This window comes from Rugosimonospora africana (assembly GCF_016862975.1).
GTDB lineage: Bacteria > Actinomycetota > Actinomycetes > Mycobacteriales > Micromonosporaceae > Rugosimonospora > Rugosimonospora africana.
The window spans coordinates 102552-120719 of record NZ_BONZ01000030.1; the positions used below are offsets into that span (position 1 = coordinate 102552).

At 71.2% G+C, this 18168-nt stretch carries 20 protein-coding genes; 15 read left to right on the forward strand and 5 right to left on the reverse strand.

Translation table 11 applies throughout. The annotated features are described in order from the left end of the window. Positions 1-40 precede the first annotated feature (40 nt). The 6 genes from Raf01_RS15490 to dxs all read left to right on the forward strand — a co-directional run bounded on the left by Raf01_RS15490 (position 41) and on the right by dxs (position 5721). Positions 41-532: an RNA polymerase sigma factor gene (locus tag Raf01_RS15490; RefSeq protein WP_239133635.1), complete on the forward strand. Its 492-nt coding sequence runs from the start codon at positions 41-43 to the stop codon at positions 530-532. Continuing rightward, a complete protein-coding gene (locus Raf01_RS15495) occupies positions 529-1143 on the forward strand; it encodes a methylated-DNA--[protein]-cysteine S-methyltransferase (RefSeq protein ID WP_203918578.1) in 615 nt (204 codons plus the stop codon). The genes Raf01_RS15490 and Raf01_RS15495 overlap by 4 nt, the downstream gene beginning before the upstream one ends. Beyond that, positions 1140-1874: a 2OG-Fe(II) oxygenase gene (locus tag Raf01_RS15500; RefSeq protein ID WP_203918579.1), complete on the forward strand. Its 735-nt coding sequence runs from the start codon at positions 1140-1142 to the stop codon at positions 1872-1874. The genes Raf01_RS15495 and Raf01_RS15500 overlap by 4 nt, the downstream gene beginning before the upstream one ends. After that, a complete protein-coding gene (locus Raf01_RS15505; protein ID WP_203918580.1) occupies positions 1871-2422 on the forward strand; it encodes a type 1 periplasmic-binding domain-containing protein in 552 nt (183 codons plus the stop codon). Before Raf01_RS15500 ends, Raf01_RS15505 begins: the two co-directional genes overlap by 4 nt. A 279-nt stretch (positions 2423-2701) precedes the next feature. Continuing rightward, positions 2702-3781, forward strand: a complete 1080-nt coding sequence (locus Raf01_RS15510; RefSeq protein WP_239133636.1) for a lysylphosphatidylglycerol synthase transmembrane domain-containing protein — start codon at positions 2702-2704, stop codon at positions 3779-3781. A gap of 59 nt (positions 3782-3840) precedes the next feature. Then, entirely contained in the window at positions 3841-5721 is a 1881-nt protein-coding gene (dxs, locus tag Raf01_RS15515; protein WP_203918582.1) for a 1-deoxy-D-xylulose-5-phosphate synthase, read from the forward strand. 17 nt (positions 5722-5738) lie between these two features. Here the strand turns inward: dxs and Raf01_RS15520 are convergent, their stop codons facing one another. Together Raf01_RS15520 and Raf01_RS15525 are read right to left on the reverse strand one after the other, a co-directional pair. Then, positions 5739-6755 (reverse strand): SLAC1 family transporter, encoded by a 1017-nt coding sequence (locus tag Raf01_RS15520; protein ID WP_203918583.1) that lies wholly within the window; start codon positions 6753-6755, stop codon positions 5739-5741. 257 nt (positions 6756-7012) lie between these two features. Next, complete coding sequence (locus Raf01_RS15525; protein WP_203918584.1) at positions 7013-8062, reverse strand: GlxA family transcriptional regulator; 1050 nt, start codon at positions 8060-8062, stop codon at positions 7013-7015. A gap of 77 nt (positions 8063-8139) precedes the next feature. Here Raf01_RS15525 and Raf01_RS15530 point away from each other — a divergent pair, with 77 nt between their 5' ends. Further along, a complete protein-coding gene (locus Raf01_RS15530; protein WP_203918585.1) occupies positions 8140-8589 on the forward strand; it encodes a winged helix-turn-helix transcriptional regulator in 450 nt (149 codons plus the stop codon). Between the two features lie 31 nt (positions 8590-8620). Here Raf01_RS15530 and Raf01_RS15535 read toward each other — a convergent pair whose 3' ends face one another. Continuing rightward, positions 8621-9202: a mismatch-specific DNA-glycosylase gene (locus Raf01_RS15535; protein ID WP_203918586.1), complete on the reverse strand. Its 582-nt coding sequence runs from the start codon at positions 9200-9202 to the stop codon at positions 8621-8623. A gap of 172 nt (positions 9203-9374) precedes the next feature. On the opposite strand from Raf01_RS15535, the gene Raf01_RS15540 reads away from it, so the two are divergent. Further along, a complete protein-coding gene (locus Raf01_RS15540) occupies positions 9375-10418 on the forward strand; it encodes a YbfB/YjiJ family MFS transporter (RefSeq protein ID WP_203918587.1) in 1044 nt (347 codons plus the stop codon). A gap of 30 nt (positions 10419-10448) precedes the next feature. Here Raf01_RS15540 and Raf01_RS15545 read toward each other — a convergent pair whose 3' ends face one another. Then, on the reverse strand, positions 10449-11036 hold the full coding sequence (locus tag Raf01_RS15545; protein ID WP_203918588.1) for a TetR/AcrR family transcriptional regulator: 588 nt from the start codon (positions 11034-11036) through the stop codon (positions 10449-10451). 98 nt (positions 11037-11134) lie between these two features. Here Raf01_RS15545 and Raf01_RS15550 point away from each other — a divergent pair, with 98 nt between their 5' ends. The 6 genes from Raf01_RS15550 (at position 11135) to Raf01_RS15575 (ending at position 16676) form a co-directional block, all read left to right on the forward strand. Then, positions 11135-11947, forward strand: a complete 813-nt coding sequence (locus Raf01_RS15550) for an alpha/beta fold hydrolase (protein WP_203918589.1) — start codon at positions 11135-11137, stop codon at positions 11945-11947. A 91-nt stretch (positions 11948-12038) separates the two neighbouring features. Further along, on the forward strand, positions 12039-12797 hold the full coding sequence (locus Raf01_RS15555) for a formylglycine-generating enzyme family protein (protein ID WP_203918590.1): 759 nt from the start codon (positions 12039-12041) through the stop codon (positions 12795-12797). 112 nt (positions 12798-12909) lie between these two features. Continuing rightward, on the forward strand, positions 12910-14064 hold the full coding sequence (locus Raf01_RS15560) for a glycosyltransferase (protein WP_203918591.1): 1155 nt from the start codon (positions 12910-12912) through the stop codon (positions 14062-14064). 205 nt (positions 14065-14269) lie between these two features. Continuing rightward, the gene (locus Raf01_RS15565) at positions 14270-14854 is read left to right on the forward strand and encodes an NADPH-dependent FMN reductase (RefSeq protein ID WP_203918592.1); all 585 of its coding nucleotides are present in this window, start codon (positions 14270-14272) and stop codon (positions 14852-14854) included. Continuing rightward, positions 14851-16302 (forward strand): DHA2 family efflux MFS transporter permease subunit, encoded by a 1452-nt coding sequence (locus Raf01_RS15570; protein ID WP_203918593.1) that lies wholly within the window; start codon positions 14851-14853, stop codon positions 16300-16302. Before Raf01_RS15565 ends, Raf01_RS15570 begins: the two co-directional genes overlap by 4 nt. Then, positions 16299-16676: a MerR family transcriptional regulator gene (locus tag Raf01_RS15575; protein WP_203918594.1), complete on the forward strand. Its 378-nt coding sequence runs from the start codon at positions 16299-16301 to the stop codon at positions 16674-16676. The genes Raf01_RS15570 and Raf01_RS15575 overlap by 4 nt, the downstream gene beginning before the upstream one ends. 42 nt (positions 16677-16718) lie before the next feature. Here Raf01_RS15575 and Raf01_RS15580 read toward each other — a convergent pair whose 3' ends face one another. Next, complete coding sequence (locus Raf01_RS15580; protein WP_203918595.1) at positions 16719-17447, reverse strand: HEAT repeat domain-containing protein; 729 nt, start codon at positions 17445-17447, stop codon at positions 16719-16721. A gap of 121 nt (positions 17448-17568) precedes the next feature. Between Raf01_RS15580 and Raf01_RS15585 the strand changes: the two genes are divergently transcribed. Further along, on the forward strand, positions 17569-18156 hold the full coding sequence (locus Raf01_RS15585) for an SIR2 family protein (protein ID WP_203918596.1): 588 nt from the start codon (positions 17569-17571) through the stop codon (positions 18154-18156). Positions 18157-18168 lie beyond the last annotated feature (12 nt).

Sequence of the window (18168 nt, forward strand, 5' to 3'; positions counted from 1 at the left end):
TCACGCATCGGGTCCCGGGCGCGTCTTCGATGAGATGGGTATGAAACAGCCGTTCGAGAACATTGTCGCGCAGCACGCCGACACGGTGCTGCGGGTATGCCGGGTCATCCTCGGACCGCACGACGCCGACGACGCCTGGTCGGAGACGTTCCTGTCCGCCATGCGCGCCTACCCGGACCTTCCGGAGACGGCGAACGTGCAGGCGTGGCTCGTGACGATCGCGCACCGCAAGGCGATCGACGTGCTGCGCGCGGCCAGACGCCTGCCCGTGCCGGTGGACGAGCTGCCCGAGGAGCCCACCGGACCCGGCGACGCCGCACGCGACGACCCGGACCTGTGGCGCGCGGTGCGCGACCTCCCGGACAAACAACGCCAGGCCGTGGCGTACCACTACGTGGCCGGGCTGCCGTACGCCGACATCGCCCAGATCCTCGGCGGCACCGTCGACGCGGCACGCAGGGCGGCAGCCGACGGCATCAGGAACCTGCGCAGGAACTATCCGGACGCGAGCCGGGAAGGAGCACCATCATGAGTCACCCTCGCCCCGATGACGATGTCATCGCCCTCTTGTCGGCGCCCGTGCACGCCGAGACGCTCGGTCGCCTGCACCGCCGTCTCGAACAGCAGGCCGAGCGGGCCGGTCTGATCGACGTCGCGTACACCACCGTCGACTCTCCCGTGGGCAAGCTGCTGCTGGCCGCGACCGGACGCGGTCTGGTGCGGGTGGCCTATGCCAGCGAGGACCACGACCGGGTGCTGGAGGTCCTCGGACAGAAGCTGAGCCTGCGCATCCTGCGCGCGCCGAAGCGTCTGGAGGACGCGGCGCGGGAACTCGACGAGTACTTCGACAGGCGCCGGCAGGTCTTCGACCTGCGACTGGATCTGTCCCTGTCGCGCGGGTTCCGCCAGCTCGTCCAACAGCACCTACCCGAGATCGGCTACGGGACGACCCGCAGCTACCGGCAGGTCGCCGAGCTGGTCGGCAACCCGAAGGCGGTGCGCGCGGTCGGCACCGCCTGTGCCACCAATCCGTTGCCCATCGTCGTGCCCTGCCACCGGGTGCTGCGCACCGACGGCACGCTCGGCGGCTACATCGGAGGCACGGAGGCCAAGACCGCCCTGATCAACCTGGAGGCCGCATGACCCGCACGACGAACGCAGCCGCCGACCCGTGGCGCTCCCGCGTCGACTCCGGCGACTGGGAGGCGATCACCGCCGAGGTCAACGAGTACGGCGGGGCACTGCTGCCACAGCTGCTGACCGTGGAGGAGACCGTGCGGATCCGGCAGCTGTACGACCGGGACGCGCTGTTCCGCAGCACCGTCAACATGGGCCGCCACCGTTTCGGTGAAGGCGAGTACCGGTACTTCGACGCGCCGTACCCGCAGCCGATCGAAGCGCTCAAGCAGGCCCTGTACCCGCGGCTGTTGCCCATCGCCCGGGACTGGTGGGGCAAGCTGGGCCGACCTGCCCCGTGGCCGGACACCCTGGACGACTGGCTGCGGATGTGCCACGACGCCGGCCAGACGAAGTCCACGGCGATCCTGCTGCGGTACGCGGAGAGGGACTGGAACGCGTTGCACCGCGACCTGTACGGCGAACTCGTGTTCCCCCTGCAGGTCGTCATCAACCTCAACGAGCCGGGGGTGGACCACACCGGCGGCGAGTTCCTGCTGCTCGAACAGCGGCCGCGGGCGCAGTCCCGCGGGACGGCGACGCTGCTGCCGCACGGGCACGGATACGTGTTCACCACCCGCGACCGCCCGGTCGCCTCGGCCCGTGGCTGGTCGGCCGCGCCTGTGCGCCACGGTGTGTCCGCGATCCGCTCCGGCCAGCGCCACACTCTGGCGCTGGTGTTCCACGACGCGGCATGACGAGCCTGTTGCCGGCCAGCCCGTTGCTGACCGGGTCGCCGTCGCACCGGGTCGATCCGGAGGCCACCGACGCCGAACTCGGCCGGCTCGTCGCGCTCGCCCGGCAGCGCGGCGCGCGGACCATCGCCGTCGGCCACGGCCGCACCCGCGCCGCGCGGGTCGCGGCCGGCAGCCTGAGCGCGCGTTGGGAGGCGGACGGCGGTCAGGTCCTGGCCACGGTCAGCTGGCCCGAGACGGCGGCGTCCTGGCTGCGGCAGGCCACCCGGTTCGCCGCCGCGGCGCCCGACATCTGGGTGATGACCGGCCCGCCGGTCGGTTGGGCCCAGCTGACCCGCCGCCTGCTGGCGTCCACGGATTGGCGCCCGGACCGTACCCTGGCCACCGCCGCGATCGGTACCCGTGAGGCCCTCGACCTGGTCGGCGTACGGCGTCTCGACGGGCTGGCCGGCGTCGCCGCCGATGCCACCACCTGGACGGTCTCCGACGGCCAGCTCATCCGGCCGGCGCACCGGCCATGCGATTCGTCCGCATCGTTCACTGGCCGGTAAGCACGGCGATGCCCTCGACGAATATATTCGGCACGTCGGCAGCGGATTGTTCGCCCGCCCCGGCGGGCAACCGGGCATAACCCGCTCCGAGCGATTGGACTGCCCATGTTGCCCCTCGTCCAGACCGCTCGTCACTATGCGGGAGACCTGTCCGACCTGCGGCGTCTCCGGCGCCGACCGAAGGTCGCCTGGCCGGCGACGGCTAACCCGCCGGGTGAGCAAGCGACGGCGAGCCCGCCGGATGAACAAGCGCCCACCTCCCCGCGCGCGGCCACATCCGTGGCTTCGCACAGCCCGAACGCGTCGGGCCGGGCGCGGCGACGCCGGTGGCCGTGGCTGGTGTTCGTCGTCGTGGCCGTCCTCGCCGCCATCATCGGGCTGCATGGGCGGCTGCCCAGTCCCCGGCAGATCGGCGCGGCGCTGGCCGATGCCGACTGGCGGTGGATCGCGGCCGCGGCGGTGCTGCAGGCACTGTCGATCGATGCCTTCGCGTCGCAGGAGCGGGTGATCCTCGCCGGTCTCGGAGTGCGGGTACGCCGGTGGCGGATGGTCGCCATCGCCACGGCGCGGTCGTCGATTTCCATGACCTTCCCGGCCGGGGCCGCGCTCTCGGCCGGATACGCGGTACGTCAGTACCGCCGGGCCGGCGCGACCGCGGAGGCCGCGACCGTGACCATGGTCGCCGCCTGGGTGGCGTCCGTGGGTGGTGTGGTCGCGCTCTACCTGATCGGTAGCGCGGGACTGGTCGTACGGTCGCCGCGGCTGTTGTGGACGTGGCCGCTGTCGGCAATCATCGGGTTCGCCGTGCTGGGCGCCATCGCGACAGTCCTGGTGCGCCGAACGCGCCGGTTTCGGGTCTGGTCGGCGTCAACGACACGTCAGACGCGCCGGTCCAGCGGCCGGCTCGGCCGGCTGACCGCCCGGGTGCGCGCGATGGCCCGCGACGCTCTGCGCACGGGTGCCCGGCTGCGACCGGCGCACTGGTTGGCCGCCCTCGCGTTCGCCGCCGTCAACCGGCTCACCGACCTGCTGTGCCTGGGTGCGGCGACCAGAGCCGCCGGATTCCCGATCGGCATCACCACGCTGGCGGGTATCTACCTTGGCGTCCAGATCGTGCGGCAGATCCCGCTGACGCCCGGCGGCGTCGGCGTCATCGAAACGGTGTACGTCACCGCGTTCGTCGCGGCGGGAGACACCGCGGCGAGCGCCGCCGCCGCGGTCATCATCTATCGCCTGCTGTCCTACTGGATTCTCATCCCGGCCGGTGGCGTCGCCGCCCAAGTGTTGAGCAAGGCCGCCGACGTACCCGTGAACCCTGTCGCCCACGCCGCAGACTCGCCGGACGATGTCCTGATCTGACGCAGTACTGGCGCGTTCGCGCGTGCCGCCGTGCGGGGAATCCTCCGTAGCCTCGACGCATGTCGTTGCTGGAACACGTCGAGGAGCCCGCGGACCTGCGCACGCTGAGCCACGCACAGCTCGCCGACCTGGCCGAGGAGATCCGCCGGTTTCTCGTCCGGCACGTGTCGGAGACCGGCGGCCACCTGGGGCCGAATCTGGGCGTGGTCGAGCTGACGCTGGCACTGCACCGCTGCTTCGATTCCCCGCGCGACACGCTGTTGTGGGACGTCGGTCACCAGGCGTACGTCCACAAGCTCGTCACCGGCAGGGCCGCGGGGTTCGCCCGGTTACGACACCGGGGCGGGTTGTCCGGCTACCCCAGCCGTACCGAGTCCGTTCACGACCACATCGAGCACTCGCACGCCTCCATGGCGCTGTCCTACGCCGACGGGATGGCCAAGGCCCGTCAGCTCTCGGGGGACACGGAGCGGCACATCGTGGCGATCGTAGGAGACGGCGCGCTGACCGGAGGGGCGGCGTGGGAGGCCCTGAACAACATCGCGGCGGCTCCCGAACGTCCGCTGGTGATCGTCGTGAACGACAACGGGCGGTCCTACGCTCCGACCGTAGGCGGACTGGCGCGGCACCTGGGGGCGCTTCGGCTGCACGCCGGCTACGAACGGCTGCTGGGCTGGGGGAGGCAGGCGCTCGACAGCGCGGGCATCCCGGGGCAGTCGGTCTACCGCGCCCTGCATGCCGCCAAGCAGGGGCTCAAAGATGTTCTCGCGCCGCAGGTGCTGTTCGAGGACCTGGGGTTGAAGTACCTCGGTCCGGTGGATGGCCACGACATCCCGGCGCTGGAGGAGGCACTCGAACGCGCGAAGGCATACCCGGCCCCGGTCATCGTGCACTGCGTCACCCGCAAAGGGCGGGGGTACCGCCCGGCCGAGGAGGATGCGACGGACCACTTCCACGGTGTCGGTGTCATCGATCCGGTCACCGGCAACCCGCTGCGGCCCGGCGGGCTCAGCTGGTCCGCTGCCTTCGGCGGGGAACTGATCTCGGTCGCTTCCGAGCGCCGGGACGTGGTCGCCATCACGGCCGCGATGCCGGGATCGGTCGGACTGACCGACTTCGCGGAGCGCTACCCGTCGCGCTTCTTCGACGTCGGGATCGCCGAACAGCACGCGGTGGCCTCGGCTGCCGGGCTGGCGATGGGTGGCCTGCATCCCGTGGTGGCGCTCTACGGTACGTTCCTCAACCGCGCTCTCGACCAGGTGTTGATGGATCTCGCGCTGCACCGGCTCGGCGTGACGCTCGCGATCGACCGGGCAGGCGTCACCGGCGACGACGGCCCGAGTCACAACGGTCTGTGGGATCTGGTACTGCTGCAGGCGGTTCCGGGCCTTCGGATAGCCGCGCCCCGCGACCTTCCCACGCTCGCCGAGGAGTTGGGGGAGGCGTTGGAGGTCAGCGATGCCCCGACGGCGGTACGGTTCCCCCGGGGCGCGGTGGGACAGGCCGTCCCGTCGCTGCGCCGTACCGGTGGCGTCGATGTGCTGCGGGAGTCACTTGGCGGCGGGATCCTTCTCGTCGGCGTGGGTGTCATGGCGCGTACGGCGCTGGAGGCGGCCGACCGGTGCGCCCGGCAGGGAGTGGAGACCACGGTGGTGGATCCCCGCTGGGTCAAACCGCTGCCGCCCGAGTTGCTGCGGCTGGCCGCCCGGCATTCCGTGGTGGTGACGGTCGAGGACGGCCTGCGTACCGGCGGCGTGGGGACGGCGCTGATGCAGGCGTTGCGGGAGGCCGGGATCGACGTCGACGTCCGCGTCCTGGGAATGGCGGAAGGCTTTCCCGAACAGGGCACCCGCGCCGAGTTGCTGACCGAGGCCGGGCTGACCGCGCAGGGCATCGCTGAGGCTGTCATCTCCGTCGCGGGCGTCGCCCTGACGGCCTGAAGACACGGCCGGCCCTCTCATCGGGACTGCGCCGGAGCCGCACCGCCCTGGTCGGCCGCCGGTACCCGTGGCAGGAACGTGCCGTTCGCCAGGCCGACGACCGTCCGCGCCGCGAGGAACACGAATCCGGCGCTGAGAACGCCGACGAGGGCGTACGCGATAGCCCCGCGGCCGGGCACGTGCTCGGCGGCCAGCCAGTGGACGCCGTCGGTGACCGCGGCCGCGAACGGGAACGAGAAGGCCCAGAAGCCGGGACCGAACTTCGCCCGCCGGTACAACGCAATCAACCTCAGCTGTACCGCCAGCATCAGCCCCGAGAAACCGGCCAGGATGCCGGCGAACATGTCCACCCGGTTGCCGTTGATGGCGAACCAGGCGCTGCCCGCCACCACCGGCGGCGCGAGTTCGATCGCGATCGTCGGCAGTAGCGGCGGCGGCAGGGCAGCCACGACGAACAGCCGGTACGAGATGATCGAGGCGAGTATCAGGAAGCAGCCCAGGCCCAGGCCGAACAGGACACGCGACAGGGTGGTGAAGCCCAGCATGGCGCTCTCGCCCCCGGCCAGCAGGCCACCGGCGGCGGTGGGCAGGAAGTAGCCGGGGTGCCAGCGCTGGATGTCACCGTCGAGGGTGACCCAGCCCCCGGTGATCCAGGCACCGACGAGCACCATCAGGATGGCGCCGCAGATGAAGACAACCTCTCCCGCGCGCTTGGCCTGTTGAGCCAGCGGAGCGCCGAGCAACATGGGCACGATGACGATCAGGGCGGTGAACGGTCCGAACGTCAGGTCGGACAACTCGGCTTTCCGGTGCCGGGCGGCGACGTTGCTCAGATAGGCGACCAAGGTGATCAGCCAGACCACGGCCGTGACGATCCACAGCGCGTTTGCCGGCCAGCTCGAATCGCCGGCGAGCCGGGTCACCGTCGACCATGCCTGCGCCAGACCGGCCATGCCGAAAGCGATGGCGAAGAGACTCGCCGGCAACTGGAGCGGCCGTTTGCCGGAGGCGGCCCGCTGATGTGTGGCTTGCATCAGGTCCCCTCGTCAGGAAGAGCTGTCGCTCCGGCAATCGCGTCCATCGACTGACGAACGGTCTACTGTGGACCTGCCTCCGCGGCGACGGTCGCCGGTGGCGGAGGTGTGCCTCCGCGAGAGGTAGCTACACCACCAAGGTTATCGGGACCGGCCTCCCGTGGTCCCGCTCTCGCCGAAGCCGCCGCGCGGTACGCGGCTCCTCGGGCCGGATCCCGCCCCGAAGCCGTTGAGCCGCAACGTAACCGGAGGGCCGGTCACGGCACCGGCTGGCTCGCCGCCAAGTCCGAGGGGTACCCGGCGGCCGCGGGCGCCGTGGCGGCCGCCATCCCGGTGGTGCGGAAACTCGCCCGGAACGCGCTGGGGGTGACGCCGAGATGCCGTACGAAGGCGCGGCGCAGCGTCTCGGGGGAGCCGAACCCGGCGCGGCAGGCGATCACAGCCAGCGGATCGTCGCCGGTCTCCAGCATCGCCTGTGCCGCCTCCAGCCGGATCTGCTCCACATAGCGGGCCGGCGTCGCGCCCACTTCGTCGAAGAAGAGCCGGGTCACGTGGCGGGAGCTGATGCCGGCCCTGCGGGCCATGGCGGACAGTGTGTGGTCGGCGCCGGGGTCTTCCGCGACCGCGTCCAGTACCTTGCGGAGCATCTCCTGGCGGGAGTGCGGCGTACGGGAACGGACGCTGAACTGGGACTGTCCGCCGGGCCGTTGCATGAAGACCACCAAGTCCTTGGCTACGGCGCGGGCCACCTCGGCCCCGCAGTGCTCCTCGACGAGAGCCAGCGAGACGTCGATGCCCGCGCTGACTCCGGCCGAGGTCATCACCGTGCCGTCCCGAACGAAGATCGCGTCGGGGTCGACCCGGACGGTGGGGAACCGCAGGGCGAGTTGCCGCGAGTAGCGCCAGTGTGTGGTGGCACGACGGCCGTCCAGGAGGCCGGCGGCGGCCAGAAGGAAGGCGCCGGTGCAGACGGAAGCCGTACGGCGGGAATTCGCGGTGAGCCTCCGGACGATGTCCAGAAGCGCGTCGTCCCTGATCATCCGATCCCAGTCCGGCCCCCCGGGGACCACCAGAACGTCGCTGGTCTCCCGCGCGTCATCGACAGACCTGTCGGCGCGCAGCCGGGTGCCGGCGGAGGTCGTGACCTCGTTGCCGTCGGCCGACACGAGGTTCAACCGGTAGCGGCCGCCGAATTCGTTGGCTGAGGCGAACACCTCGATGGGGCCGGTCACATCCAACAACCGGACCCCGGGGAAGACGAAGATCGTCACCATGAGGGAGCCGGTTCCGGTGTGTCTGTGGTTCATCGAATGCCTCCGGACCCGCGAGTACCGCCGATGCTAGCCACAGTGAGTCCGTAAAACAAACCGACTAGTATTGCCGCATGGTAGACATCCAGCCGCGCGCCTGCCCCATCGCCGGAACCCTCGACCTCGTGGGAGAACGCTGGTCGCTGCTGGTACTGCGTGAGGTGTTCCTGGGGGTCCGTCGCTTTGCCGACATCCGCGCCAACACCGGAGCGCCGCGGGACGTTCTCACCAAGCGGCTGAGGTCTCTGGAGAGTGCGGGCATCCTGGAGCGCCGCCGGTACCAGGACCACCCTCCCCGCTTCGAGTACCACCTGACTCCCGCCGGCCAGGCGCTGGAGCCGGTCCTGATCGGGCTGCGCGAGTGGGGCATCCGGCACCTGCAGGACCCGCCGCCCGCGCCGCGATTCGTGCACACCTGCGGTGCCGACGTGAAGACCCGGGTCGTCTGCGCTGAATGCGGCGAACCCCTTGAGGGAGGCGGACTGGTGACTGTACTGGAGGAAACGGGCGCCGGGACACGGTGACCCAGGACACCACGCGCTTACCCGCGCGGCATCACCGCACCGCGTCGTAGACGTCCACTCCCGCCGCGACCGCGACTTCGCGATAGGCGGCGGTGAGGGCGGCGATGGTCGCGTGGGCGTTCAGGCCGCTGGGATTGGGTACCACCCAGAGCTGCGCGCCCGCGAGAGCCTCCGGTTGGCGGCCGACAACGGCTTTCGGGCGAGCGAACGCGATGCGGTAGGCGGTGATGCCGAGAAAGGCCACCGCCGTCGGATTCCAGCGTGCCACCCGGTCCCTCAGCGATCGGACGCCGGCGACCAGTTCGGCCGCGGTGAGTTCGTCGGCCCGTGCCGTCGCGCCGCGCACCAGGCTGGTGATGCCGACGCCGCGCGCCAGCAGATGGCCGCGGTCCTCGTCAGCCATTCCGTTGGAGGCGTCGATGAGCCGGTCGGTGATACCGGCACGGAACAAGGCCGGGTAGAAGCGGTTGCCCCGGCGGCCGAAGTGCGCCTGAACGGCGACCGTGCGCAGGCCCGGGTTGATACCCACAAACAGCAGCCGCACGCCGGGGCCGATGAGGTCGGGCAACGTCCCACCGCGGAACGCTTCCAGCTCGGTACGGCTAAATCCCACAGCCGAACTCTACTGACCCGCGCCGGTGGGGCGCGGCGCCCGGGCGTTTCCCGCATTCGACCTGTCGCTGTCCCGATCTGTGGGCAGCGTGTCCGGAAACCCGGCAATGGTGGTCGACCGTACTCGCCTTGAACTGTGGCGTAACCACCGCCAGGGAAGCCGGAGTACCACTATGACCTCGCCGCCCGAGACAGCCAGTGCGGAAACGAAGGGCGCCGCGAACTCCGGCCGCGGTCCCGCTGGGCCGCTCGTCGCGCTCGGGCTGGCAGCTGGACCAGTGGTCGCGCTCGGCTTCACCCGCTTCGCGTACGCCCTGCTGCTGCCCGCGATGCGCGACCAACTGCACTGGAACTTCGCGGCATCCGGCGGCATGAACACCGCCAACGCCATCGGTTACGTGGCGGGCGCCGCTACCTCTGCCTGGTGGGCGCGCCGCGTCGGCGGTCGCGCCGCCTTCGTCGGCGGCATCCTCATCAGCGCGGTCATGCTGCTCGCCACCGCGGCGACCGGAAACTACCCGGTTCTCGCGGGGATCCGCTTCGTCGGGGGCGCCGCGACGGCGGTCACATTTGTGGTCGGTTCCGTCCTGGCCGCCCGCATCCACGCCGGTGCGCTCCAGCAACGCTCGGCCTTCCTCGTCGCGCTGTACATGAGCGGCGTGGGCATCGGCATCGTGGTATCCGGTGCCGTCATCCCCGCCGCGATCGCCGGCCTCGGTGCGGCGGGGTGGCGACTGGGCTGGCTCGCGATGGGTCTGCTCGCGGTGGCGGCTGTGCTGCCGGCGGTCTGGGCGGTCAGGCGGGCTCAGGTACCCGCGGCGTCCACGATGGACGGTCACGAGCCGGCCGACCTTCGGCGGCTGGCGCCGACGTTCGGCTGGTACATCCTGTTCGGTGCGGGCTACGTCTCCTACATGACGTTCGTGGTCGCCTTCCTGCACGCGGAGGGCTTGGGCCTCGCCGCCGAATCCGCGTTCTTCATCCTGCTCGGCGCCGCTTCGGTGATCGCGTTGCTGACGGTCGCGTTCAGCGCGGGTCAGGCGGTCGGCCCGCTGGTGGCCGGACTGCTGTCGGACGCCTCCGGCGGTATCACCGGGGGCCTGTGGCTTTCCGTGACACTGCTCGTGATCGCCGCCGTCGTGGCGATGTTCCAACGCGACCCCTCCCGTCCCGGTGCAGAGCGGCCCGCGGCCCGATCGAGTCGACGGTCATGCTGAAGTGCGCGCTGTTCGGGGGCCAGTGCTCGGTCAGCGCGACGGGGTGGGGGCTTCGCGTATCGCGGGGAGGATGATGCGGTCGACGATCTCGGCGATCGCCTTCCTGTCGGGTGGCTGGCCGTACAGGGTGACCTCGTTGCGGACGAGGTCGGTCGGGAGCCTGGCCACGCGGGCGGGCAACTGGACCGCGGGGATCTCGCCCCGTTCCGCGGCGCGCTGGACTATCGCCGTGACGTGCCGGCCCTGCGTTGTCGCGGCCAACCGCCCGCGGAGCGCGTGCATGGCTTCCGGGTCGCGGGCGGTCTCGGCCGCAATGCCGGCGAGTACCTCCCCGTGGACCGCGTTGACCCGGCGGACGAGCCGCTCCATCAGGGTGAGCAGGTCGGTGCGCAGGCTGCCGGTGTCGGGCGTGTCGGTTTCGACGGGCGCGCGGTGCTCCACCGCGGCGAACGCGAGTTGCGCCCGGGTGGCCCAGCGGCGGTGAATGACCGGCCGGCTGGTGCCGGCCCGGGCGGCTACGGCCTCCATGGTCAGCTTCGCGTAGCCGACCTCGCCGAGCAGGTCCCAGGCCGCGTCGAGGATCGCATGCTCCAGGCGTACCCCACGCCGTCGGCTCATTTCCATGTCGACTCCTTAGATGCGTTGCGCATCTTATCGCGGTCCGGCATATTAGATGCGGTCCGCATCTTATCTGGAGTTGCGAAGGAGCAGTGACGATGGCTACGCGGCGGTGCGACACCCTGGACGTGAGCGGCGCACGCCTCTACTACGAGGTACGCGGCTCGGGCCCCACCCTCTTGCTGATCCCCGGAAGCAACGGCGATGCCGGGTTCTACGCCGCCCTGGCCGACCGGCTCGCCGAGCGCTACACCGTCATCAGCTACGACCGGCGGGGATTCTCTCGCAGCCCGATCTCGCGGCAGGGGTCGGTGGCGTGGGCCGACGCGCACACCGAGGACGCGCGGCAACTGCTCGACGCCGTCGCCGCGGGGCCGGCGCACGTGTTCGGCAGCAGCGCCGGCGCCGTCATCGGGCTCGACCTCATCAGCCGCCACCCGCAGCAGGTCGCCACGCTCATCGCCCACGAACCGCCACTGGCCGAACTGCTGCCCGACGCCGCGCGATGGCGCACGTTCTTCCAGGACGTCAGCACCATGTACCACACCGAGGGCGCCGGCCCGGCGATGCAGAAGTTCATGACCGGCATCGGAATGGACGCCGCCGAACGGCCGCCCCACGTCGACCCCGAGGTGATCGGGCGGATGAGCGGAAACGTCCACACCATCCTGACCCAGGAGGTGCCGAACGCCCCCAGCTACAACCCCGACCTCGCCGCGCTCGACGCTCAGCAGACGCGCATCACCGCCGCGGCGGGCCGACAATCACGTGCACACTTCCCCTCTCGTCCAGCCGCCGCGCTGGCCGACCGTTGGAACCAGAAACTCACCGAGTTCCCCGGTGACCACACCGGCTATTGGTCTCGTCCGGACGAGTTCGCCACCGCGCTGGCCGACGCCCTGGCTCATTGACCACAGCGCTAAGGTGGCCGACCTCGGTGTCCGCTCGTGCCGCGGTCCGTGGTGCGAATTGGTGGCACCCGGGCTGCTAACGTTCGGCGCCATGTGGACTGAGGAGATCGTGGCCGGACGGCCGGCCCGCCGGCACATCCCATCCGGCGTGGTCTTTCGAGAGGTGCCGGGCGGGACGTTCCTCATGGGACTTTCCGAGGCGGAACTGACGGCGGTACGCGCGATCGAGCACGGTGGGGGAGCCGAGGACAGTCTTGAGCCGTTCTTCGCCAGTGCCCGAGATGCCCGGCCGGTACGCGAGGTGCGGGTCGAACCATTCCTGATCGCCGGGCACCCGTTGACGGTCGAGCAGGTCCGACACTGGATGCCTGAGTACGAGGACGACTACGCCGAAGCGGACTCCATCACGGCTCGACTCGAGGGTGACCTGGACGACCTGCTCGAAGCGCTGCCGTTCCGGCTGCCCAGCGAGGCCGAGTGGGAGTACGCAGCCCGAGCTGGCACGACCACCTTGACCTTCCGCGGCGACGGGAAACCCGGCGAGGACCAACTGCTCGACGACTTCGGCGATGAACAGCGGACGGCCGCCGCCGAGAACGCATTCGGGCTGGCCGCGATGGGCTCGGCGAACGAGATCTGCGCCGACGTGTGGATTCCCGGGTTCGTGGGCGCCCCGGCGGATGCCCGGCCGCGCACCGGTGACGGGCCGAGGACGGTACGCGGCGGTGCCGCCGACGTCTACCCGTGGCAGGGCTGCGACGAATGGCTGCTGCTGCTTGCCTCCACCCGGTATGGGCACGCTCAGTTCACCGCGATCCGTCCGGTCGCACCACTGCCGTCCCGCACGTAACCAGAGCCGCCGGACGAGGCGGATACACCGCCGCCTATGCGCAGGCTCACGTACGGTGTGGTGCGCTGGGTACTGTGATGACGCGGTCTGCCGACGCGGGGGAGGAACGGCGATGCGGGTGCTGCTGGCGACCTCGGCGGGTGCCGGGCACTTCGGGCCGATGCTGCCGTTCGCGGCGGCCTTCCGGCGGGCAGGACACGAGGTGCAGGTCGCGGCGCCCGGGTCGTTCGCGGCGGCGGTCGAACGGGCCGGCTACCGGCACTGGTCGTGCCCGGACGCCGATCCGGACGAGTGGGCGGCGGTCCGCGACCGGTTCCTGGCGGCGGAACCCGAACGGCGCAACGAGGTCATGGTGACGCTGGGCGCCGAGCTGGAAGCCCGGTCCATCATGCCCGGCATGCTGGCCGCGATCGACGGGTGGCGACCGGACCTGATCCTGCGCGAGATCGGCGAACTGGGCTCGACGCTGGCCGGCGACCTGCGTCGGGTGCCGTGCGCGCAGGTGCTCATCGGGTTGGACAAGTTCGTGGACTTCACGCTGCCGCTGGCGGCCCCGGCACTGGCCGCGTACCGCACCACGCTCGGGCTGGACGCCGACGCCGAGGGTGGCTACCTGTACAGGCAGCCGTCGCTGAGCCTTCTGCCGCCGTCGTTCGAGCAGCCTCGCTCCGCGCCGGGACCGCTGGTGCACCGGTACCGCGCGCCCGAGCCGGCCGCCGCGCCGTTGCCGTCGCGGTGGTGGCCGGACGCCCCGCTGGTGTATGCCACGTTCGGCACGGTGGCCGGTGGGGTGCCGTTCGCCGCGGCGGCGTTCCGCACCGTCGTCGCGGTGCTGGCGGAGCTACCGGTACGGCTGCTGGTGACCATTGGGGACGGCGGCGACCCGGACGACTGGGCCGCCCTGCCGCCGAACGTGCACGTCGAGCGGTGGGTACCGCAGCGGGACGTGCTCGCGCGGGCCGCGGCGATGGTGTGCCACGGCGGCACCGGCACCGTGCTCGGTGGTCTCGCGGCAGGCGTGCCCATGGTGGTGGTACCGCAGTTCGCCGATCAGCCGGACAACGCGGAGCGAGTGGCGGCCACCGGCGCCGGAATCGCGGTCGGCGGCGGGGAGGCGGCGCCGGCGACGCCCGACGAGATCCGCGCCGCCGTGACGGCCGTGCTCGCCGAGCCCGGCTACCGGCGCGACGCGACCGCGCTGGCCGCGGAGATCGGCGCACTGCCGCTGGTCGACGACGTGGTCGAACTGTTGGCGGATACCGCCTGAGCGCAGCCGGAGCCGGTTTGTGGCGGAGGCGAGCACAGGCTCACGCAGCATCGCCTGAGCGCAGCCGGAGCCGGTTTGTGGCGGAGGCGAGCACAGGCTCACGCAGCAGAGCCTGACCTGAGCGGTTTCGCTGACGGCCGAAGCGACCGGGCCGAGCGCGGAATCACTTGAGTTCGCCTATAGGCGAACTCCTAGCGTCGGCGGCATGACAGCTGACAACCTCAACGGCCGGCTCCGGATCGCCGTGGTGATCGGGAGCGTACGCAAGCCTCGACTGGCCGACCCGCTCGCCGCGTGGCTGGAACGTGAGCTGGCCGCGTTGGACTGGGTCGACGTCGACATGATCGATCTGGCGGCCGTCTCGCTCCCGATGCACGAGCTGCAGCCGCGCGGTGCGGCGGCATCGCCGATCGCGGGCCGGCTCGCGGAGGCCGACGGATTCGTGGTGCTCACCCCGGAGTACAACCACAGCTTCCCCGCGTCCGTGAAGAACATGATCGACTGGCACCTCGTCGAGTGGGCGTACAAGCCGGTCGGGTTCGTCGGGTACGGCGGCTCCGGCGGCATCAGGGCCGTCGAGCAGTTGCGGGCAGTGTTCCCGGAACTGCGGGCCACCACCGTACGGGAGTCGGTCCTGCTGCCGATGGCGTGGAAACACCTCGACACCGCGGGCCGTTTCACCCCACCGCCCGGTGCCGTGGAGGCGCTGCACGCGATGATGAGCGAGCTGGCCACCTGGGCGCGTGCGCTGCGCCCGGCGCGGGTCGCGGATCTGGCCGGCCGGCCGTGACCAGACTGACCGGGCCGGAACTGCGCGCCGGAATCGTGTTGTCGTTCGGTGGGCTGGTGGCGGTGCTGGACGCCACGATCGTCGCGGTGGCGCTGCCGAACCTGATGGCGGCGTTCGACGCGTCGCTGATCGATGCCCAATGGATCATCACGGCGTACACGCTTGCCATGGTCGCGACGATGCCGCTGGCCGCTGGTCTTGCCGCACGCTGGGGCGCCCGCCGGGTGTACCTCGTGGCGCTGGCCGGGTTCGCGGTTGCCTCCGCCGCCGGTGGCGCGGCCGGCGGCCTGGGCTGGCTGATCGCGGCCCGGGCGGTCCAGGGTCTGGCCGGTGGCCTGATGACGCCGCTGGGAATGGCGATCGGATTCGGCGCGGTCGCGCCGGAGCGTCGCGGCCGGATGATGGCGATCACCGGCCTGCCGATGCTGGTGGGACCGATCCTCGGCCCGGTACTCGGCGCGCTGCTGCTGGGCGCGGGGTCCTGGCGGGCCCTGTTCTACGTCACGGTGCCGCTGGCGTTGCTCGGCGCGGCCGGCACGCTGGCCTGGCTGCCCGCCGATCCCGCACGCCGGAGTCGGGCCGATCTGGACCTGGCCGGCGCCGTGCTGCTGGTTCCGGGCATCGTCGCGGTGGCCTACAGCATCAGCGCCGAAGACGCCGCGGCCGCGGTGCGGATCGCCATCGCGGCCGCCGGCGCGGTCCTGGTCGTGGTGTTCTCGGTACGGGCGCTGGCCCATCCCGAGCCGCTGTTGCGGATCCGCCTGCTGGGGAACCCGACGTTCGGCCGGGGCGCCGCGGTACTCGCGCTGTTCGCCGCGCCCTACTTCGGTACGGCCCTGCTGCTGCCCACGTACGTTCAGGTTCTGCGGGCGGACAGCACATCGGTCACGGCAGCCCTGATGGTGCCCGCCGCCGTCGGCATGGGCCTCAGCCTGCAGGCCGCCGCGCGACTGCTGGAACGGCTCGGCCCGCGGTCGGTCGTCGCCACCGGGCTCGGCCTGGCCGTCGCCTCCGGTCTCGCCACGGCGCTCATCCTGCGGCCGGACACTCCGTACGCGTTGCTGGGCGCGCTCGCGCTCCTGCAGGGGGCGGGCGTCGGCGCGGTCATCATGCCCACGATGTCCGGTTCCAGCCGTGACCTCGACGGTCCCGACCTGGCCTCCGGCTCGGCACTCCTGTCGCTGGTGAGCACGATCTCCAACGGCATCGGCACGGTGGCGTTCAGCACTCTCTTCAGCGCGCTGACCGTCGCGCTCACCGGCGGAGACGCGCTCGGGGCGTCGGCCGCGGACACCGCCACCGCCGTGGACGCCCAGCGCCTGACCCGGCTGGCGGCCGTCGCCGTGATGTCGATCGCTCTGGTCGTACGGCTGCGGTCGCCGCGCCGGAGGACGGCGACAATGGAACCGGTACAAGAAGCAGCAGCGACATCGGGGCGTGAATCATGACCATGCTGACCGTGGGCCAACTCGCCGACGCCGCCGGGGTGACGCCCAACGCAGTCCGTTTCTACGAGCGCTACGGCGTGGTCACCGGCCACCGCAGCAGCGGCAACGCCCGCCGGTTCACCGTCGACGCGGTCTGCCGGATCAAGCTCGCGCTCGCCGCGCAACGGGTCGGGATCACCCTCAAGGACAGTGCCGTCATCCTCGCCGACATTCCGCCCATGTCACCCGACCTCGACCGGTGGACCACCGCCGGCGCGGAACTCGTCCGCATCGGTCGCGTACGCATCGCCCAGCTCCAAGCGACCGTGGACCAGCTTTCCACCCTCGACTTCCTCCAGGCGGAGTCTCGGTCGGAACTCGGTGCCCCTTCCTGATCCCGCACCTGCCGCACTGTCAGTGAGCTCCGCCCGGCGCGATCAGCCGTTGACCTGTAACCGTTCCCGAAGCCGCCGCGCTTCACGGCCGCGATACGCCCCCAGAATGCTTTCGAGGGTGTCGCGTACGTCCTGGTCGGGATGATCTGCCAGATACGCCAGCTCCTCGGCGCCGCCGCGCCGGCGGCGTCCCAGTGCGCACAACACGTCGATGATCTCGTCGGCGGTGGTCGCCGTGCGCAGCCGCGCCATCAGCTCACTCTTCGGCCTGGGTGGCTCATCGTACGGGAACCGCTGGCGCAGCCGCGAGACTTTGTACCCGCCGCGCGACAGGCACGCCGGGCACGGGCAGGGGCGCCGGCCGTGAGCCCCGGGCAGGTACCGCCAACCGACTCCCTGCGGAACCTCACGAACCCGACGCACCTCGGCGGTGGTGATGGCGCGCGGGACGAACACCTCGTAGCCGCGCGGATCCTCGAGTCCGCGCACCACCGCGACCGCTTGCGCGGCAGTGACCTCGCGCGGTGTGTCGCCGTAACGCCCGACGCCCACCGGCTGATCGTCGGGCAGCCGCAGATGTACGGCGACCAGCACGCCCGGGTGCCAGCGGCGAAGCTCGCGCACCCACTGGTAGGTGAGCGTGAACGACGGCAGCACCGGCATGCAGTAGACGCCGCGCCCGCCGGCCCGCCCGTGACTGCGCGCGGCGATTCCCGAGCGCTCGATGCGTCGAGCGGCCCGCGCCGTCGTGATGTGTACGAACTCCGCCATCACCGACGACGGTAGCCGACGGAGGGTGGGACGGTCACGGAAGTATCGGCCGTCAGCGGCGGCGCTGATCGGCGAACCTGTCCGCCAGGTCGGGCGCCAGCAAGCACTATCCTCGTCAACGATGACCAGCTTCCCGGCGCAGGCACGGCGCGTGCGCGACTCCACGCTCACCCCGGCCTGGCGCCTGTCGGCGTTGCGGGAATGCACGCTGCACTTCGCCCCGTACGGGTTTCGGGCCACGTGGCACCACCTCGTCGTGAACGCGCGGATCCCGCGCCGGCTTGACGCTGACCCGCAGGCGCTGATCCGCGCCGTGGACGAACTGGACACTGCGCGGCAGCTGATGATGCGCCACGTGACGGCGTACGCGGCGCAGCGGCAACAGGAGAAGGCAACGGGGCGTCGAGTGCCGGCTGAGACACTTCGGTGGTACTCGTGGGGCTTCAGCGGGCTGGCGTACTGTCCGAATCCGGAACTGCACCCCCACGAACCACTGGTCGTGGTGGTCCAACGATTGATCGACGCACACCGGTCCGGGGCCGCCGATCCCGACCGCTGCCTGGTCTGTGGCACCGAGCGCAGGCCATCGCGGGCGTGCCCGACGTGCGGGGTGCATCCTGGTGGTCCGGCCGCGCGCGCCGATTCCGGTCAACGGGCGCGGCAGGCCGAACAGTGGCAGCGGATCTGGTCACGCGACATCGTCGACTGATTCCTTGGTAGC

What these genes read in the sequence shown, in the direction of transcription:
- Raf01_RS15490 (WP_239133635.1), top strand. Translation starts at nt 41, where the DNA reads ATGAAACAGCCGTTCGAGAACATTGTCGCGCAGCACGCCGACACGGTG.
- Raf01_RS15585 (WP_203918596.1), top strand. Translation starts at nt 17,569, where the DNA reads ATGACCAGCTTCCCGGCGCAGGCACGGCGCGTGCGCGACTCCACGCTC.
- Raf01_RS15545 (WP_203918588.1), bottom strand. Translation starts at nt 11,036, where the DNA reads ATGAGCCGACGGCGTGGGGTACGCCTGGAGCATGCGATCCTCGACGCG.
- Raf01_RS15505 (WP_203918580.1), top strand. Translation starts at nt 1,871, where the DNA reads ATGACGAGCCTGTTGCCGGCCAGCCCGTTGCTGACCGGGTCGCCGTCG.
- Raf01_RS15495 (WP_203918578.1), top strand. Translation starts at nt 529, where the DNA reads ATGAGTCACCCTCGCCCCGATGACGATGTCATCGCCCTCTTGTCGGCG.
- Raf01_RS15565 (WP_203918592.1), top strand. Translation starts at nt 14,270, where the DNA reads ATGACAGCTGACAACCTCAACGGCCGGCTCCGGATCGCCGTGGTGATC.
- Raf01_RS15560 (WP_203918591.1), top strand. Translation starts at nt 12,910, where the DNA reads ATGCGGGTGCTGCTGGCGACCTCGGCGGGTGCCGGGCACTTCGGGCCG.
- dxs (WP_203918582.1), top strand. Translation starts at nt 3,841, where the DNA reads ATGTCGTTGCTGGAACACGTCGAGGAGCCCGCGGACCTGCGCACGCTG.
- Raf01_RS15520 (WP_203918583.1), bottom strand. Translation starts at nt 6,755, where the DNA reads ATGCAAGCCACACATCAGCGGGCCGCCTCCGGCAAACGGCCGCTCCAG.
- Raf01_RS15550 (WP_203918589.1), top strand. Translation starts at nt 11,135, where the DNA reads ATGGCTACGCGGCGGTGCGACACCCTGGACGTGAGCGGCGCACGCCTC.
- Raf01_RS15525 (WP_203918584.1), bottom strand. Translation starts at nt 8,062, where the DNA reads ATGAACCACAGACACACCGGAACCGGCTCCCTCATGGTGACGATCTTC.
- Raf01_RS15540 (WP_203918587.1), top strand. Translation starts at nt 9,375, where the DNA reads ATGACCTCGCCGCCCGAGACAGCCAGTGCGGAAACGAAGGGCGCCGCG.
- Raf01_RS15500 (WP_203918579.1), top strand. Translation starts at nt 1,140, where the DNA reads ATGACCCGCACGACGAACGCAGCCGCCGACCCGTGGCGCTCCCGCGTC.
- Raf01_RS15575 (WP_203918594.1), top strand. Translation starts at nt 16,299, where the DNA reads ATGACCATGCTGACCGTGGGCCAACTCGCCGACGCCGCCGGGGTGACG.
- Raf01_RS15530 (WP_203918585.1), top strand. Translation starts at nt 8,140, where the DNA reads ATGGTAGACATCCAGCCGCGCGCCTGCCCCATCGCCGGAACCCTCGAC.
- Raf01_RS15555 (WP_203918590.1), top strand. Translation starts at nt 12,039, where the DNA reads ATGTGGACTGAGGAGATCGTGGCCGGACGGCCGGCCCGCCGGCACATC.
- Raf01_RS15580 (WP_203918595.1), bottom strand. Translation starts at nt 17,447, where the DNA reads ATGGCGGAGTTCGTACACATCACGACGGCGCGGGCCGCTCGACGCATC.